Origin of the sequence: Pseudomonas sp. RGB (genome assembly GCF_007713445.1) — a bacterium.
In the GTDB taxonomy this organism is placed as follows: domain Bacteria; phylum Pseudomonadota; class Gammaproteobacteria; order Pseudomonadales; family Pseudomonadaceae; genus Aquipseudomonas.
This window is the reverse complement of the sequence record NZ_VMSH01000003.1, coordinates 573,484-589,202: the sequence shown is the minus strand read 5'-3', so window position 1 is coordinate 589,202 and position 15,719 is coordinate 573,484. Positions and strand designations below refer to the sequence as shown.

The following is a 15,719-nucleotide window of genomic DNA, read 5'->3' as shown; positions in this document are numbered from 1 at the left end:
GCCGCATTTTCCCAGTCAAAACCGCGTTGGCAGGTTTTGGCGCTGCTTCGCAGCGCAACGCGGGGCAAGCCCGCTCGCCACAGACAAGCACGCTCGCCACAGGCAGGCCTCTGGCCGCAGAAAGCCCGCGCCTACAGTTTGTGTTTGATCAGCGGAAACAGGCTGTTGAGGGTATCGATCAACCGCACCAGATAGATGGGTTTGCGAAACAGGTCCAGCACCTGCAGGCGCAGCATGTCGCTGACGTCATCCATCTCGGCATGGCCCGACATCACGATGACCGGCAGGTGTTGGCGATCGGTATGTTCGCGCAGGCGCCTGATCAGCGAGATCCCGCTTTCTTCAGGCATGCGCAGGTCGGTGATGACCAGCGCGATGTCAGGGTTGAGGGTCAGCTCCTGCAGCGCGAAGGTCACGGAAGTGGCGGTAAAACAAACGAAGCCCTCGTTCTCCAGCGACTCCGCCAGTTCTACGAGGGCATCTTCTTCGTCATCCACCAACAGGATCTGTTGGCGTAAAGGTGCAGATGCAGCATTCATGGGCACTACCTGGCATAGCCGATCAATAACGAGCGTACTCACAAGATGCTGCCTGCGACTTACGTCGTGGTAATGGCGCTCTGAATTTTACCGAAGAAGGTCGTGATCTGAGGCCCCAGTGTCGTGCCTGCGGCGAGTACCACCAACGCCACAATAGCCACGAGGATGAGGTATTCAATCGCCGTCGCCCCCTCTTTATTGCGCAAGAGCAACTGAAGCTGAACATGCAGTTTCATCAACAGATCAAGGACCATCGTACTTCTCCTCTGGCGACTTAACGCCCTATCAAGGGTTTGCACAATCATTATTTACGTTGTGGTAATGGCGGTCTGGATTTTGCCAAAGAACGTCGTGATCTTCGGTCCTAGCGTAGTACCGGCTGCCAGTATCACCAACGCCACAATTGCCACGAGAATGAGGTATTCAATCGCCGTGGCGCCTTCCTTGCGATGAAAAAGCAGCTGGAGTTGAACGTGAAGTTTAATCAACAGATCAAGGATCATTTGTACTGCTCCTTTGGCGACCAGGCGCCCTATCACGGTGTCCTGCACAGTAATTGCGATGTGCCACCTGAGCATTGTCAACAAACCACGCGCTCACAACTGTAAGAACTGATTAATTACAAAGTAGAGGTCGCCTTACTGACGCCTTAAATCCGTGATTTAAAAGGCTAGTTATGGCGGGGCGAAGAAATCTTTCTGTCAGTAATGGCATTTCGTCCTAGCTGAACTACCTTCAAATAGCGAAATAGTTAGTCCGCTGTTCATAGCAGCCGGTTGCGTGATTAGCCTGTTCGGATAGACAGGCTGTGGTGCAACAGGAAAGGGAGAGCCGTCGTGAACACACGTCTGAGTATGATACTGGCCGGCGTGCTTTTGGTCGGCGCACTGTTTGCCGGTTATTGGGGATTAGTGCTCAGTCGTGAACCTGCCCCGGCGCCGCCACCGCCTCCACAGACCGCGCCGGTCGAAAAAGCCGTCGCCGTGGTGGAAGACCAGACCCGCCAGCCAGTGGTCGTACTGGCCCACGATGTACCGCCCTTTGTCGCCCTGAATGCCGCCGACCTCAGTGTAGAAAAACTGCGCACCGTGCCGGCTGGCAGCATGACCAGTGTCGACCAGGCCATTGGCCGCACGCCCTGGCGCGCATTGCAGGCCGGCACTTGGCTCAACGAAGAAAGCTTCACGCCCGGCGGGCCGCTGGCGCGCATGATCCGCCCTGACGAACGCGCCCTGGCGGTGGCCGTGGATGAAGTGATCGGCGCCGCCGGCCAATTGAGTCCCGGCGACTACGTGGACGTGTTGCTCTACCTGCGCCAGGACACCGCCAACCTCGAACAATCGGCCCAAGTAGTCGTCCCCGCCATGCGCTTGCTCAGCGTCGGCGACCAAATGGGCCTGACCAACGACGGCACTCCCGCCTCCCCGCCGGCGATGACCGCCGAAGAAAAAGCCCAACGCCGTGCACCCTCGCGCACGGTTGTGCTGGCGGTGCCCGAGCAACTGCTGAGCCGGTTGATGCTTGCCTCCCAGGCCGGCACTTTGCGCCTGGCCGTGCGCAGTGCCGACGAACGCTTGCTGAGCCAGTACTGGGCCGGCGAAAGCGACGCACCGGGCAAGCTGCAAAGCGCTAATCGCGACCTTTACCAGTTCACGCAACTGGCCTTTGCCCAAGCCCCGAAAAAAGTCGCCCAGAGCGCTCCGCACCGCACCGGTGTGGAGGTGATCCGCGGCAACCAAGCCACCCAACAAACGCCTGATTGAACAAGGATGCTGTGCATGAGCCGACGTTTCGCACCGGTGTTCACGCTGAAAATTGCCTGTGCCCTGTTGCTGTCGAACCTGTCGGTGGGCGGGGCCGTGGCCGCCACCGGCAACTGCAGTAGCTTGGGCCAATTACCCGCAGCCCTTTCGGTGGGCGAAGGCCTGCAACAGGAGCTGCAGTCACCGGTGGCGATCACGCGCCTGGCCATCGGCGACCCGAAAATCGCCGACGTGCACCTCAACGGCGATCGCGGCTTCCTGCTGACCGGCATCGCCTCCGGCACCACCAGCCTGATGGTCTGGACCGCCTGCTCCAACACGCCGCGCCAGAGCATGGTGTTTGTCAAAGGCAAGGCCACAGCGGCGCTGACCAGCCTGTCACTGGCGCCAGCGGACGACCCCGCGCTGCCCAGCCAAGTGCAGACCGACATCCGCTTTGTCGAGGTCAGCCGCACCAAACTCAAGGAAGCCAGCACCAAGATCCTGGGCATGGGCAAAAACTTTTTCCTCGGCAGCCCCAACCTGTTATTTCCCACGTCCAGCACCTTCAAGCTGCCGGTGAGCGCTGACCAGTTCAACATCGGCTTTGGCGGCGGGCGTGTCTCGGCGATGATCAACGCCCTGGAAAGCAGCGGCTTTGCCTACACCCTGGCACGCCCAAGCCTGGTGGCCATGAGCGGGCAAAGCGCGACCTTCCTCGCCGGTGGCGAGATCCCGATCCCGGTGCCCAGCAGTGGCAGTGACACCATCTCCATCGAGTACAAAGAGTTCGGCATTCGCCTGACCCTGACCCCCACCGTCATCGACCGCAACCGGATTTCCCTCAAGGTGGCACCGGAAGTCAGCGAGCTGGACTACACCAACGCCGTGGTCATTCAAAACATCCAGGTACCGGCGCTGACCATCCGCCGCACCGACACCAGCGTGTCCCTGGCCGATGGCGAGAGTTTCGTGATCAGCGGCCTGATCAGCAGCAACAACACCACCAACATCAGCAAGTTTCCGGGCCTGGGTGACATCCCGATTCTGGGCGCGTTCTTTCGCGATTCCTCGGTCAACCGCCAGGACAAAGAGCTGCTGATGATCGTCACGCCGCACCTGGTTCAGCCGCTGGCCGCCAACGCCCAACTGCCGTCGTTGCCTGGCGAGAACCTGCGCAACTACGACCCGAACTGGTACCGCCTGTACTTCCTGGAAAACGGCAATTTCGACCGCAACAATGGGTTATCACAATGAGCGATAGCCTGAGCCAGACCTTCCTGGCAATCACCCGCAACACCACTGACCTTGAGTGGCTGCAGGGCGCGCTGGCACCGCTTGGCCAAGTGGTCAGTGCCGGCAGCGGCACACTGGACGAGTTACTGGCGCTGGTCGATGTGACCTTCGCCAACCTGGTGTTTATCGGCCTCGACCGCGAGCATGTGGTGGCCCAGAGCGCGCTGATCGAAGGCGCGCTGGAAGCCAAACCGATGCTGGCCATCGTCGCCCTCGGTGACGGCATGGACAACCAGTTGGTGCTCAATGCGATGCGCGCCGGGGCGCGGGATTTTGTCGCCTATGGTTCACGCTCAAGCGAAGTGGCCGGGCTGGTGCGCCGCCTGAGTAAACGCCTGCCACCCGTGACCACCAACACCCAACTGGGCGGCCTCACGGTGCTGTACGGCACTCAAAGCAATGCCGACGGCGCCTTGCTCGCAGGTCACTTGGCGCTGGTTGTACAAAAGAGCGGCCAGCAAACCCTGCTGCTGGACCTGGGCCTGCCACGCGGTGACAGCCTGGCGCTGCTGGGGCTGGAAAGCTCGTTCAATTTTGGCGATGCCCTGCGCCACCTGCGGCGGCTGGACGCGACCTTGATCAACAGCGCCTTCACCTCTGCCGAGGACGGCCTGCGCATCCTCGCCTACGCCCCCAACGATGAGCCGCTGGAACAGACCAGCGCCGCCGAGTTGTACATGCTGCTCAGCGCCCTGCGCCAACACTTCCAGCACATCGTGGTCAACCTCGCCGGCCAGCAGGACAGCGAAGCGCTGCGCACCTTTGTCAGCCACTGCGACAAGCTGTTGTGGTGCACCGATCAAAGCGTGCTCGACTGCCGTCGCAACCTCGCGATACTCAACCAGTGGCGCGAAAAAGGCATGAAACTGGAGCACGCCAAGCTGCTGGTCGATCGCTACATCAAAAGCTGCGCACCCGATTCCGAGGCGCTGGGAAAGAGCTTTGGGCTGGAGGTAATTGCCGTGTTGCCACTGAGCCCTGAAGTACGCCTGAATGCGAAAAACCAGGGGCAAACCTTGTTCGCCCTGGCCCCGCGAGAACCGCTGACCCTTGGCCTGAAAACCCTGGGCGAACGCCTCGCAAAACGCTCGGAAGGCATGAAAAAACCTTCTCACAACTGGCTTGACCGCCTGCTGGGCACCGGCAAATGAACGGCGAAAAACTCTTCGGCGCCCCCGCTCGCGGCATCGGTGGCAACACCGACCACGATGGGCTCAAGCTGGTGCTGCATCGGTACATCATCGATGCCATCGAAGAGTCGGGCAAAAATCTGCTGGAAGGCTCACGCCCGCTGCTGGCGCAATTTGTCATCGACAAAGTGGCCGAATACATCAACCGCATGCACCTGGCGATCTCGCGCTATGAAATGGAGCGCCTGGCCGAAGAAATCGTCGATGAACTGACCGGCTTCGGCCCACTGGAAGTGCTGCTGCGCGACCCGTCGGTGACGGAAATCCTGGTCAACGGCCCCCACCGGGTGTTTATCGAGCGTGACGGTGTGCTGCATCAAAGTGACCTGCGCTTTATCGACGCGCACCACGTGGAGCGCGTCATGCAGCGCATCCTCGCGCCTCTGGGCCGGCGTCTGGACGAGTCGTCGCCCATGGTGGATGCGCGCCTGCCCGATGGCAGCCGGGTCAATGCGATCATCCCGCCGATTGCCCTGGACGGGCCGTGCCTGTCGATTCGAAAGTTTCGCAAGGACATGCTCAAGAGCAGCGATTTAGTGGCCATGCAGACAATCGACCAGAATATCTTCGACTTCTTCCAGGAGGCGGTGGGCAAGCGCTGCAACATCCTGATCAGCGGCGGCACCGGCACCGGTAAAACCACGCTGCTGAATATTCTCAGTCAGCTGATCAACCCGCATGAGCGACTCGTCACCATCGAAGACGTGGCCGAACTGCAACTGGGTCACCCTCACGTCGTGCGCCTGGAAACCCGCCCGCCGAACGCCGAGGGCCATGGTGAAGTGAAAGCCAGCGACCTGATCCGCAACGCCCTGCGGATGCGCCCCGACCGCATCATTCTGGGTGAGATTCGCGGCGTGGAAGTGCTTGATGTACTGACCGCCATGAACACCGGCCACGACGGTTCCATGAGTACCGTGCACGCCAACAACGCGGCCGATGCCTTGCTGCGCCTGGAAACTCTGGTGGGTTTGACCGGCCGGGTGGTGGCGGAGAAAACCCTGCGACAAATGATCTGTGCGGCGCTGGATGTGGTGATTCAACTGACCCGCCTGCCGGACGGCCGTCGTTGCGTCAGCGAAGTGGTCGAGGTGGTCGGCATCCGTGAAGACGTGTACGTGACCAACACCCTGTTCCGCCATGACCGGCGCACCGGCTTCGGCTTTCTGCGCGAGGCGGTCAACCCGGCCGGTGAAAAACTGCGCCGCGAACCGTTACTGCCTTGAAGGGGACGCAAGCATGACCGGGGCCATCCTGTTGCTCATCTGCCTGATTCTGATCGGCCTGTCGATTCGCTCCTTCCAGATCGGTTTGCGCCGCGCCCAGACCGAACGCGTGCTCGGCCGCCTTGCCGAAGGCCAGCCGCAGCTCGTTGAAGAGAACGGCCAGTGGAGCGGCGTGGAGCGCATGTTCCTGCGCGCAGGCCTGGGCAAGCCCAGTGACAACCTCGGCCTGTGGCTGGCGATCTGGGCGCTGGGCGCAGTCCTGGGCCTGCTGGTTGCCGGCTGGATCGGTCTGTTGGTGATGGTGGTATTGCCGCTGCTGGTACTGCGCCTGTACATCGCCTGGCGCTATCAACGGCGGATCAAGCGCATGATCGAACAACTGCCGCAATTGCTCGACCACACCGTGCGCAGCCTCAAGGCCGGGCGTACCCTGGCCGACGCGGTGCTGGGCGGCATCGAGATTATCGAAGACCCGCTGCAACACGCCATGGGCCGTATCCGGCGCAACGTGCAGCTGGGCGTGAGCCTGCCGGAGTCGGCCCACGACTTTGCCGAATTTTACGAGCGCGATGAGTTTCGCCTGTTCGCGCTGGGTTTGAAGGTCAACCACCGCTATGGCGGCAACGCCAGCGAGCTGTTGGAAAACCTGATCAAGATGATCCGCGAACGTGAGCAAGCCGCCCGCCAGCTGCGCGCCTTGACCGGCGAAACGCGCGTCACGGCCTATGTGCTCACGGCCCTGCCGATCTCGATGATCGGCTACTTCCTGGCGGTGAATCCCGCGTACCTGATGACCATGTGGAACGACGGCACCGGGCGCATTCTGTTGTTCGTGGCGCTGGTGATGCAGTTGTTGGGCTGCTTCACCTTGTGGCGCATGTTGCGGAGCGTATGAGATGGCGATTGCACTGCTGATCAGCGCTGTACTGTTTATCGCCGCCCTCGGGTTGGTGCTGGCCAACCTGATAAAACACCGACGCGGCCAGCGCCTGGTTGCCCAACGTTTGCAGGGCCAGATGGCGCGCGAACACAGGTTCGGCACGCTGATGCGCCAGCTGGGCAGCAGCCCGCTCGCGCAACGCTCGGTGAGCCTGGACAACGAAACCCAGATCCTGCTCAACCGTGTCGGTTGGCGCAAAGCCAACCAGCGCTCGATGTTCGCCGCCTTCCAGGTCGGTACGCCGTTGCTGCTGTTGATCATGACCCTGGTGGTTCAGCAAGTGATGTACCCCGCGACCGGCTCGCCGTGGCTGGCGCCGTTGCTGGCCCTGGGCATCGGTTATCTGTTGCCCAAGCGCATTCTGGCCAGGGCCGCCAAGGCGCGCCAGCAACGCATCTCCCGCGAGGTATCGACCTTCATTCCGCTGCTGCGCATTCTGTTCGAATCCGGCATGGCGGTTGAGCAAGCGTTGCGCGTGCTGAGCATTGAAGCGCAACGCCTGTTGCCGGCGCTGACCCATGAGTTGCGCTTGATCCTGACACGGGTCGACTCGGGCCTTGAGCTGAGCGAGGAGCTGGGCAAGACCGCTCGGCTGCTGGCCGTGGATGAATTCACCGACACCTGCACCATCCTCCAGCAGCTGGTTCAGCAAGGCGGCGGCGCGATGAAATCGCTGCTGTCGCTCAAGCAATTGCTCGACGACCGACGCCTCACGCGGATCCAGGAATTCGTCTCGAAGATGTCGGCAAAAATGTCCGTGGTGATGATGGTGTTTTTGTTTCCCGCCTTGCTGATCGTGCTCGGGGGACCCGCCTTTATCGGCATCACCCGGGCCTTGAGTAACTTATGAGGAGCGCCCGATGAAAGCCTTGATAGCCGGTTTGAGCCTGTTGCTGCTAAGTGGCTGCGCCACCAATGGCCAAACCCCGTGGGGCGCGTTTACCGGCACCGGCAGTTGCCCCAAGCCCAGTTCCGATCAGGAGCTGTCGCTGAACCTGGCCGATGAAATGGCCGGCGACGGCAAGCTGCACGCCAGCCTCGCCAACCTGCAAAGCCTGCCGGCCAATCTGCCCCAGGTGCGCCTGCGCCAGGCCAAGGCCTATCGCCTGCTCGGGCGCAGCGAAGCCGAGCCGTTGTACCGCAGCCTGATCGGCACCTGCATGGCCGCCGAAGGCGAACACGGCCTGGGGCAGGTCGCCTCGGCCAAGGGCGATAACGGGCAAGCGATGGCCCACTTGCAACGCGCCGCCCGGTTGGCGCCCACCGACGAGAAAATCCGCAACGACCTGGGCGTGGTGTACCTCAACCAACTGCGCCTGGAAGACGCGCGCTTTGAATTCATGACCGCCATGGAACTCAAGCAGAGCGACCCGCTGGCGGCGGTCAACCTGGTGACGCTGTTGATTTATCAGGACAACTGGAAGCAGGCCGCGCAACTGGTCAGCCAGATGGGCCTGAGCCCCGAGCAAGTCACTGAAGCCCAGGCCCGCGCCGAGAAACTCAAAGGCTCAAGCACACCCGTCGCCAAAGCCAAGGATCAAGTCGCCGCCGTCAGTGATGCCGCAAGCACCCCGAGGAATTGATGATGAAAACACCTTATCTCGCCAGCCTGGCCATGCTCGTGTTGCCCTTCAGCACCATGGCCATCGAGCCCGGCCCGTCGTCGCCCCAGCAAGCCCTGACCGAGCAATGGCTGACGCTGCAGGTCACGGGCAGCGCCGCGTCGCAAACACCTCAGAAGGCCTCGGCGGCCGAACGTGACAAGGCGCACCAGCGCTTGCTGGACAGCTACAAGTATCCGATTCCGGAGTATTTCGAGCAGAAGGTAGGGGGAAAAACCGGAGGCAGCAATTGATCTATCACTGACACACAGCAGTTCTAATGTGGGAGCGGGCTTGCTCGCGAATGCAGTGTGCCAGTCACCCAATAGGTTGGCTGATACACCGCATTCGCGGGCAAGCCCGCTCCCACATTTTGACCGAGTTTAAACGGGCAGATCAGTGCGCCGTCACTCGCTGGCGCAGCGATGAATTATTTGGCGATAACGCCAATGCCAATTGCGTGCGGTTGTGCATGTGCGTCAGGCGCAGCACTTGGGACACGTACAGCTTCACCGTGTTTTCAGTGATGCCCAATTCGCAGGCGATCTGATAGTTGGTCTGCCCCTTGCCCACCAGCCGTGCGACATCCAATTGGCGTGGCGACAACTGGTTGAAGATCGCCGGGATTTCCACCGGCCCGGCATCCTCGGCCGAAGCCTCGTCGCTTTCCCGTCCAGGCCCACTGCTGCGCACTTTATCGAGGTCCTGATACAGGTCGTTGATGGACTCGGAAAGAAACTGCAATTTCTGATTCAAGTTACCCAGTTGCAGGTCCTTTTTGCGCTCTTGCAGCGCGGCGTCCTGGCGCTGCAAGCCTTCGAGCAACTCGTGCAGGTTGATGGGTTTCTGGTAGTAGTCCGCGATGCCGGCACGCAGGGCCTTGATCACGTCCTGCTTGTCGGCGCGACCGGTCAACATGATGGCTTCGAACGCGCGCTGCTTACCGGCGATTTTTTGCAGGGCCTGCACCAACTCGATGCCATCCATCTCCGGCATATGCAGGTCGCACAGCACCAGGCCGATCTCGGCATCTTCGCTGAAACGCTTCACGGCCTGTTGGCTGGATTCACAGGGGACGCAGCGGTAACCGCTGCTTTCAAGAAATTCACAGAGTTCTTCCACGATCAGCCGCTGATCGTCGACAACGAGCACTTTTACCGCAGAGGTAAGCTTGTTCACGCGCTACTCCATGCATTTCAAGCCAAAAGATTGACCATCCCTTTACGACACATATCCGGTACATCTACTCATTAAACGTAGACGCACTTTCTGACTATGTACATAGCGTTAATACTCGCTGACGACTAATGGATCCAAAACCACGCAACGGCAAAACCCACCAGTAAAAACGGGGCGAATGGCTGCTTTTTTGACGCACCGGGCGCGAGATAACCCATATGCTTTTTAAGATATTGATTCATATGCGGCCAAAGCGTTGGCGCAATGATCAGCCAGAGCAAATTGGCGACTGCCGCCCCTACAAACGACCACAGCAAGTACTCCGCATCCGACACCAGCGCCAACGCTGCGAGCAGCTTCACGTCGCCCGCCCCCAGACGACCGATGGCGTAGCCAGGCAAGGTCAGCAGCAGCGCCAGAAAAAACGCCAACAGCCCCTGCCCGGTCGACGCCCCCAACCAGGTGGTGCCCGTCCAGAGCAGGTAGACCAACGCCAACAAGGCAACGCCCAGCGTCAGACGATTGGCGAGCAACCGCTGCCGAGCATCCTGCACTGCACACAGCACCAACCACACCATCACCACTGCGCCATGGATCACGTAAAAAACATCCCTTTTTGCCGATTGATTCTATGCTGATATCAAGTAGTAGCCGTCAGGGTAGACGCGGTGATGAAAACAAGCCTCCCGGATAAGCAAAAAGGCGCGGCAGCAATCGAATTCATTGCTGTGTTCGTGATTTTTTTCGCCGTGTTCTACGGCATGGTCAGCTATAGCCTGCCGCTGCTGTTGTTGCAGTCGTTCAACCAGGCAACGGCAGAAGCTGTGCGTCTGAGCGTGGCGCTGGACCCCAACATGCAGGGCTACGCCGCCGCCGTGCAAAGCACCGCCAAAACCGCAGTCGCCAACCGTTTGCTGTGGATCCCGCCCGCCTACAAATTCGACGCTGCCACGCAAGTCACCACCACCTTCAACAGCGGCTTGTTGTTAGTGAAGATCAACTACCCCACGGCCAATCTGCAGGCGGTAATGCCCTTTATTGTCCTGCCCGGCATCGGCACCGTACCGCAGCTGCCGACGACGCTGCAGGCCACCTCGAGCCTGCAGTTTTGACCTCGGGGGAAAAACTCTTCGGGCGCCTGCTCGGCCGGAGCAGCGCGCTGGCCCTGGACACGCCTGCGTCGCCTGTCGCCGGGCTGCACCTGTGGTTGGACGCGCACGGCCGCGTGCTCGAAATCAGCGGTGCACTGCGCTCACACCTGGCGCAATACACTGACTCACCGCCCCTCCAGGACCTGCTGTGTGCCCACAGCGCGATGGCGGTTGAAGGCGTTCCTGCCGATTGGCAGCGCCATAGCCTCGACCTGGATTTCCGGGGCGCCGCCGGGCTTGTGCTGCACACGCGAGGCACGATTGAAGCCCAGGATAACGGCTGGCTGCTGCATGCCGTGGACATCGGCGATTTGCTCAACGGCCGCCACCTGGCCGAGCAGCGCGAACAGGATCAGCAATTGGCCAGCCTTGTGAGTGAACACCTGCGTGTGTGCAGCCTCAGCCGGCTGCCCGACGTATTCAACGAACAGTTGGCCAGCGTCGCGCAGCGCTGGCGCATCCCGTGTGTGGCCCTCGCGCTGCTCGATCAAGAGGACCAGGACTGGGTGATCTACAGCCAGTACGCCAACCATGATGCGCCGCTGTTCTGGCACAACGGGCAGCGCCTCGGTACCTGCCTGGACAGCCTCAACGGCACTGCCCCGCTGAGTTTGCAGGCACCTTATGGACGCGGAGAACACCCGCGTTTGCACAGCGTATTCGGCAATGCCGACGGGTTTCTGGTGCCGTATCGCGATGGCCAGGGCGTGGCCGCGTGGTTGCTGTGCGGGGCCTACAACGGCCAGCCGCACATGCGCGACCGCGACTGGCTGAACCTCGCCGCCGCCATCGCCGCGCCGCTGCTCAGCCGCCTGCGCGAGCAACGCCACCACCAACAATTGGAACGCCTCGAAGCCCTGCAAGGCCTGTTGGGCACCGGGTGGTTCGAGTTGCTGCCCGCCAGCGCCGAGATCCAACTTGCGCCGCAATTGATGCGCAACATCGACTCAGAGCAAGCCGCGACCCGGCAAGCCCTCGACACCTGGCTGGCGCTCATCCACCCCGCCGACCGAGAGGAACTGCACAGCCGCCTGCGCGACCTGCAAGCCCTGGGCAAGCCTTTGCTCGCCAGCGTACGCCTCAACCGTGGCGACAGCGCCCAACCGCCGACCTGGTATCGGGTGCAGGGCCAAGTGCTGGGCGTGGGTGAGCAACGCCGCTGGGTCGGGTTCATGCTCGACATCAGCGACATCAAGAACCAGCAGGTGCACGCCGACGCCGCCCATGCTCGCCTGGATAACCTGATTGCCAGCTCACCGGCGGTGATCTACGTGCAACGCTACGTGAACGGCGCGCTGCTGCCGGTGTTTTTCAGTGACAGCCTGCTGCCGTTGCTGGGCCGCACCCTCGCCGAGTGCAGCCACGACAGCCTGGTGCAGTGGGTGCATCCCGACGACCGCGACCTGTACTTCCAGCGCACGCGCCAACTGCTGCGCGAAGGCAGCGTGCGCAGTCGTTACCGTGTGCAGGACAAACAGGGCAATTACCACTGGCTGCTTGATGAAGCCAAATTGCTGCGCGACGACCTGGGCCTGCCGGTGGAAGCGATTGGCCTGTGGCTGGACGTCACCGACGCGACCGTGGCTGCGCAACAGGTCAAAGCCAGCGAGGAGCGTTACCGAATTCTGGTGGAAGACTCCCCGGCGATGATCTGCCGCTACCGCCCGGACCTGACCCTGACCTTCGGCAACACGCCATTGGCCAACTACCTCGAATGCCGTCCCGCACAGTTGCGCGGGCTGAACCTGGGCGACTGGCTCTCAGCCGAACAGCGCGAGGCGTTTGTGCAGCGCATCCGGCAGTTGACTCCGGAGTTCCCGGTCAGCACCGCCGAAATCAGCCTGCAACTGCCTGGGCGCGAACACGCCTGGTGGGTCTGGTCGGACCGCGGCGTGTTCGATGAGCACGGCGCCCTGGTCGAGGTGCAGGCCGTGGGCCGCGACAACACCGAAGTGCGTCGCTCGCAGCAGCAACTGACGCAAAGCGCAAAAATGGCCACCCTCGGCGAAATGGCCACGGGCCTTGCCCATGAGATCAACCAGCCGCTGAACGTGATGCGCATGGCCATCGTCAATGTGCTCAAGCGCCTGGGCAGTGGCAACGTGCAGGTCGACTACCTCACCGAAAAACTCCAGCGCATCGACGCCCAGGTTCAACGCGCAGCCCGGGTGGTGGACCATATGCGCGTGTTCGGCCGCCGCTCGGAAGTCGAGCAACAACCGTTCGACCCGGCGCAGGCAGTTGAGGGCACCCTGTCGTTGCTCAGCGAAGGCCTGCGCGGCAAAGGCGTGGAAGTCCGCCTGACACAGGCGGACGTTCCCGTGCAGGTCAAAGGTTACGTCGACCAGCTTGAACAGGTGCTGATCAACCTGATGGTCAACGCCCGCGATGCCCTGCTGGGCCAGCGCGAAAAAAACCCTGAGTTGCGCCCGTGGATCGCCGTGCACACCGAACACGATAGCCGTCACGTGCGCATCTGGGTCGAGGACAATGGCGGGGGCATTGACCCACGCTTGCTGGAGCGGATCTTCGAACCGTTCTTCACCACCAAGCCCATTGGCGTGGGCACCGGGCTGGGCCTGTCGGTGAGCTACGGCATCGTCGAGAACATGGGCGGACGCCTCAGCGTCAGCAATGGCGAACAGGGCGCACGGTTTTGTGTGGAACTGCCCAGGGCCACCGACGCTTAGATCACCAGGTAGGCCTCACCGGTCTGGCCGCAGGTGAGGTTGGCGCCCACGTTCACATTCGTCAGGCTGATGCCCAACATGTTCAACAGGTTGTTGAGGATCGGGTTGAGCAGCGGGCCCAGCAGGCTATCCACCACCGGGGTGACGATGGCGCTGACGCCACCGAGCAGCGACACGACGCTTGCCGCCAGTGCGCCCAGCGGGTTACTGCCGACCGGCTGGTACGCCGTAATGCCTACGCCATTAAGCGTGGTCGACAGGCTGCTGACCACATTGGTCGCCGGCGCGGCCGCCTGATAGGTCGGGGTGAGGCCCACGTTAGGCGGCGTGGCGAATGGCGCAGTACTGGAGAACACCAGCGTCTGATTGCTCGCCGCAATCGGGCTTAGCACTTTGATCGCGACGCCACCGGCGGCGAACGGTACACGCGTACCGCAGGTGCCGACTCCGAGGATTTCATGGCAGGTCTTGGTGCCGATGTCGATCAGCGCCAAAGGCGCCACGGTCATCGGTAACGTGCTGGAAAACGCATTGGTGATAGCGCCCACATTCAGCGACGCCAGCGAGGTGGTGGTGTAGGCCGTCAGGCTCTTGGTGCCAGCGCTGCCCGTCGGGCAACTGTAGGCGGTGACATAGCTGCTGGCGCCGCCGGCATCCAGCACGATATTGAGCGGCAGGTTGCCCGGCAACGCCAGCAGATCCAGTTGTTGGCAGCCGGCCCCCAGCAAACACAGCGCCGAGTTGATCGTGCTCACCAGGTTCAGGCTCAACAGGCTGTTGACCACCGGCGTCAGCGGCCCCACCAGGTTATTCACGGCCGTGGTGAGCCCCGACAAACTGCTTAGCACCGGCAGGCTGACCGTCACCTCGGTGCGCACCTGGGCGGTACGCACATAAATCGCATTCGGCCCCTGGGGATTGGCCGCGGCCAGCGCCGGGTCACCCATCGCCGAGAGTTGCGGCGGCTCGATCACTTTGACCTGGGTGGTGATGTTGGCCAGCCCCAGCAGGCTGACGGGCAAGATCGCGGCAGCCGCACTCTGGCTGTTGGACAGCTGCACCACCCCCTGAATCAGCTGGAACACCTGCAGGTTGGCATTCAGCGCGGCGGCGGTGATGCCCGTCTGCAACTGCAGGATCTGCCCGAGGGTCAGCGGGGCCTGGTTGATGGCGGCGATTTTCAAGCTGCCCAGGGCCGTCAATACATCCGCCGTCGCGCCGTTGGCGGTGAGCACCGTAATCGCGGCCTGGATCAATTGCGAGGCGGTGACATTGGTGTTGAGCAGTTGGGTGTAGTTACCTGCGGTCACGCCCAGGTCGATCGCCAGTTGGTCGAGGTAACTGAGCAGGCTGATATTGGTGTTGAGCAAGCCATTCCAGCCGGCGAGTGTCAGGTTGAGGTTGCCGCCGAGCAAGCCGCTGAACAAGGGGTTCAACAGGCTTGCGCTGGCGCTATTGACGCTGGCCAACGTGCTGTTGATGGTCAGTTGGGCCAAGGATGGCGTGGGCTTGGCCGCCACCGCCGTGGCTGACAAGACCGTGTTGAGGCTGACCGGGTTGCCGGAAAACAGTGCCCACACCCCGCCGGCCACGCTGGTCGTGATGGTTTTGCTGGCCACTACCTGAATGGCTGACGACAACGCGGGGTTAGCGCTGAACGTGCGCTGGCCCGAGGCGCCAGTGGTGACGGAGCCACAGCTGGTCACCAAGGTGTTGCCGTTGCCCACTACGAAATAATTGCGCGCCACGCTTTGCCCGGCGTAGGCCGCCGCACTCAACCCCGCCAGGCAGGTGCCGTTGCGGCTGACGGCTTCCAGCGCTGCGGTGTCCGCCACGCCTTGCAACTTGCGCTTTTCCAGGTACAAACGGCCGCTGTCGATCACCAGCAGGGTAAACGCCAACACCACCGCCAATACGCCGGCGGCCATCAAGCCAATGGCGCCGCGCTGCTTGCAATGAAATCGGGGAGACATCGAGCACTCCTGTGCCGGCGAGTCGCCGAGCGCTTACTCTCCTGGGGTGTCTTTGAGTGTAGACAAGGGCTGAGGGGTGCGCTGGCTCAAGGCTGCAGGAGATCCAATGTGGGAGCGGGCTTGCCCGCGATAGTGGTGGGTCAGTCACAGCATTATTGGCTGACACTCCGCTATCGGGGGCAAGCCCCCTCC

Annotated in this window: 16 protein-coding genes; 10 read left to right on the top strand and 6 right to left on the bottom strand. The window is 61.8% G+C overall.

Annotated elements, in window-relative coordinates; all coding sequences use genetic code 11:
- Positions 1-131: 131 nt before the first annotated feature.
- Genes FPT15_RS09670 through FPT15_RS09660 form a run of 3 tightly spaced genes read right to left on the bottom strand, consistent with a single transcriptional unit; the run spans position 132 to position 1,042 of the window.
- Entirely contained in the window at positions 132-539 is a 408-nt protein-coding gene (locus FPT15_RS09670; RefSeq protein ID WP_145160348.1) for a response regulator, read from the bottom strand.
- Positions 540-598: 59 nt separating this feature from the next.
- Positions 599-793, bottom strand: a complete 195-nt coding sequence (locus FPT15_RS09665) for a Flp family type IVb pilin (protein ID WP_145160347.1) — start codon at positions 791-793, stop codon at positions 599-601.
- A 54-nt stretch (positions 794-847) separates the two neighbouring features.
- Entirely contained in the window at positions 848-1,042 is a 195-nt protein-coding gene (locus FPT15_RS09660) for a Flp family type IVb pilin (RefSeq protein ID WP_119737765.1), read from the bottom strand.
- A gap of 333 nt (positions 1,043-1,375) precedes the next feature.
- Between FPT15_RS09660 and cpaB the strand changes: the two genes are divergently transcribed.
- Genes cpaB through FPT15_RS09620 form a run of 8 tightly spaced genes read left to right on the top strand, consistent with a single transcriptional unit; the run spans position 1,376 to position 8,788 of the window.
- Complete coding sequence (gene cpaB / locus FPT15_RS09655; RefSeq protein WP_106577724.1) at positions 1,376-2,302, top strand: Flp pilus assembly protein CpaB; 927 nt, start codon at positions 1,376-1,378, stop codon at positions 2,300-2,302.
- Between the two features lie 15 nt (positions 2,303-2,317).
- Positions 2,318-3,538 carry a type II and III secretion system protein family protein gene (locus FPT15_RS09650; RefSeq protein WP_145160345.1) on the top strand — a complete coding sequence of 407 codons (1,221 nt, stop codon included), beginning with the start codon at positions 2,318-2,320 and terminating at the stop codon, positions 3,536-3,538.
- Entirely contained in the window at positions 3,535-4,728 is a 1,194-nt protein-coding gene (locus FPT15_RS09645) for a pilus assembly protein (protein ID WP_145160343.1), read from the top strand. The genes FPT15_RS09650 and FPT15_RS09645 overlap by 4 nt, the downstream gene beginning before the upstream one ends.
- Positions 4,725-5,993 (top strand): CpaF family protein, encoded by a 1,269-nt coding sequence (locus FPT15_RS09640; protein WP_145160341.1) that lies wholly within the window; start codon positions 4,725-4,727, stop codon positions 5,991-5,993. The genes FPT15_RS09645 and FPT15_RS09640 overlap by 4 nt, the downstream gene beginning before the upstream one ends.
- A gap of 13 nt (positions 5,994-6,006) precedes the next feature.
- Positions 6,007-6,888, top strand: coding sequence for a type II secretion system F family protein (locus tag FPT15_RS09635; RefSeq protein WP_145160339.1), 882 nt, complete (start codon positions 6,007-6,009; stop codon positions 6,886-6,888).
- A gap of 1 nt (position 6,889) precedes the next feature.
- A complete protein-coding gene (locus FPT15_RS09630; RefSeq protein WP_145160337.1) occupies positions 6,890-7,783 on the top strand; it encodes a type II secretion system F family protein in 894 nt (297 codons plus the stop codon).
- Positions 7,784-7,793: 10 nt separating this feature from the next.
- Positions 7,794-8,516, top strand: coding sequence for a tetratricopeptide repeat protein (locus tag FPT15_RS09625; RefSeq protein ID WP_145160335.1), 723 nt, complete (start codon positions 7,794-7,796; stop codon positions 8,514-8,516).
- Positions 8,517-8,518: 2 nt separating this feature from the next.
- Positions 8,519-8,788 (top strand): DUF3613 domain-containing protein, encoded by a 270-nt coding sequence (locus FPT15_RS09620; protein ID WP_145160333.1) that lies wholly within the window; start codon positions 8,519-8,521, stop codon positions 8,786-8,788.
- A gap of 142 nt (positions 8,789-8,930) precedes the next feature.
- On the opposite strand, the gene FPT15_RS09615 is transcribed toward FPT15_RS09620, so the two are convergent.
- Together FPT15_RS09615 and FPT15_RS09610 are read right to left on the bottom strand one after the other, a co-directional pair.
- The gene (locus tag FPT15_RS09615) at positions 8,931-9,713 is read right to left on the bottom strand and encodes a response regulator transcription factor (protein WP_145160331.1); all 783 of its coding nucleotides are present in this window, start codon (positions 9,711-9,713) and stop codon (positions 8,931-8,933) included.
- 125 nt (positions 9,714-9,838) lie between these two features.
- Positions 9,839-10,291, bottom strand: coding sequence for a prepilin peptidase (locus FPT15_RS09610; RefSeq protein WP_256676407.1), 453 nt, complete (start codon positions 10,289-10,291; stop codon positions 9,839-9,841).
- 93 nt (positions 10,292-10,384) lie between these two features.
- On the opposite strand from FPT15_RS09610, the gene FPT15_RS09605 reads away from it, so the two are divergent.
- Together FPT15_RS09605 and FPT15_RS09600 are read left to right on the top strand one after the other, a co-directional pair.
- Positions 10,385-10,825, top strand: a complete 441-nt coding sequence (locus tag FPT15_RS09605) for a TadE/TadG family type IV pilus assembly protein (RefSeq protein WP_145160327.1) — start codon at positions 10,385-10,387, stop codon at positions 10,823-10,825.
- Positions 10,822-13,554 (top strand): PAS domain-containing sensor histidine kinase, encoded by a 2,733-nt coding sequence (locus tag FPT15_RS09600; protein WP_145160325.1) that lies wholly within the window; start codon positions 10,822-10,824, stop codon positions 13,552-13,554. Before FPT15_RS09605 ends, FPT15_RS09600 begins: the two co-directional genes overlap by 4 nt.
- Here the strand turns inward: FPT15_RS09600 and FPT15_RS09595 are convergent.
- Positions 13,551-15,527 carry a pilus assembly protein TadG-related protein gene (locus FPT15_RS09595; RefSeq protein ID WP_145160323.1) on the bottom strand — a complete coding sequence of 659 codons (1,977 nt, stop codon included), beginning with the start codon at positions 15,525-15,527 and terminating at the stop codon, positions 13,551-13,553. The genes FPT15_RS09600 and FPT15_RS09595 overlap by 4 nt on opposite strands.
- Positions 15,528-15,719 lie beyond the last annotated feature (192 nt).

What these genes read in the sequence shown, in the direction of transcription:
- FPT15_RS09650 (WP_145160345.1), top strand. Translation starts at nt 2,318, where the DNA reads ATGAGCCGACGTTTCGCACCGGTGTTCACGCTGAAAATTGCCTGTGCC.
- FPT15_RS09665 (WP_145160347.1), bottom strand. Translation starts at nt 793, where the DNA reads ATGGTCCTTGATCTGTTGATGAAACTGCATGTTCAGCTTCAGTTGCTC.
- FPT15_RS09630 (WP_145160337.1), top strand. Translation starts at nt 6,890, where the DNA reads ATGGCGATTGCACTGCTGATCAGCGCTGTACTGTTTATCGCCGCCCTC.
- FPT15_RS09645 (WP_145160343.1), top strand. Translation starts at nt 3,535, where the DNA reads ATGAGCGATAGCCTGAGCCAGACCTTCCTGGCAATCACCCGCAACACC.
- FPT15_RS09625 (WP_145160335.1), top strand. Translation starts at nt 7,794, where the DNA reads ATGAAAGCCTTGATAGCCGGTTTGAGCCTGTTGCTGCTAAGTGGCTGC.
- FPT15_RS09610 (WP_256676407.1), bottom strand. Translation starts at nt 10,291, where the DNA reads ATGGTGTGGTTGGTGCTGTGTGCAGTGCAGGATGCTCGGCAGCGGTTG.
- FPT15_RS09670 (WP_145160348.1), bottom strand. Translation starts at nt 539, where the DNA reads ATGAATGCTGCATCTGCACCTTTACGCCAACAGATCCTGTTGGTGGAT.
- FPT15_RS09635 (WP_145160339.1), top strand. Translation starts at nt 6,007, where the DNA reads ATGACCGGGGCCATCCTGTTGCTCATCTGCCTGATTCTGATCGGCCTG.
- FPT15_RS09605 (WP_145160327.1), top strand. Translation starts at nt 10,385, where the DNA reads ATGAAAACAAGCCTCCCGGATAAGCAAAAAGGCGCGGCAGCAATCGAA.
- FPT15_RS09660 (WP_119737765.1), bottom strand. Translation starts at nt 1,042, where the DNA reads ATGATCCTTGATCTGTTGATTAAACTTCACGTTCAACTCCAGCTGCTT.
- FPT15_RS09620 (WP_145160333.1), top strand. Translation starts at nt 8,519, where the DNA reads ATGAAAACACCTTATCTCGCCAGCCTGGCCATGCTCGTGTTGCCCTTC.
- FPT15_RS09640 (WP_145160341.1), top strand. Translation starts at nt 4,725, where the DNA reads ATGAACGGCGAAAAACTCTTCGGCGCCCCCGCTCGCGGCATCGGTGGC.
- FPT15_RS09595 (WP_145160323.1), bottom strand. Translation starts at nt 15,527, where the DNA reads ATGTCTCCCCGATTTCATTGCAAGCAGCGCGGCGCCATTGGCTTGATG.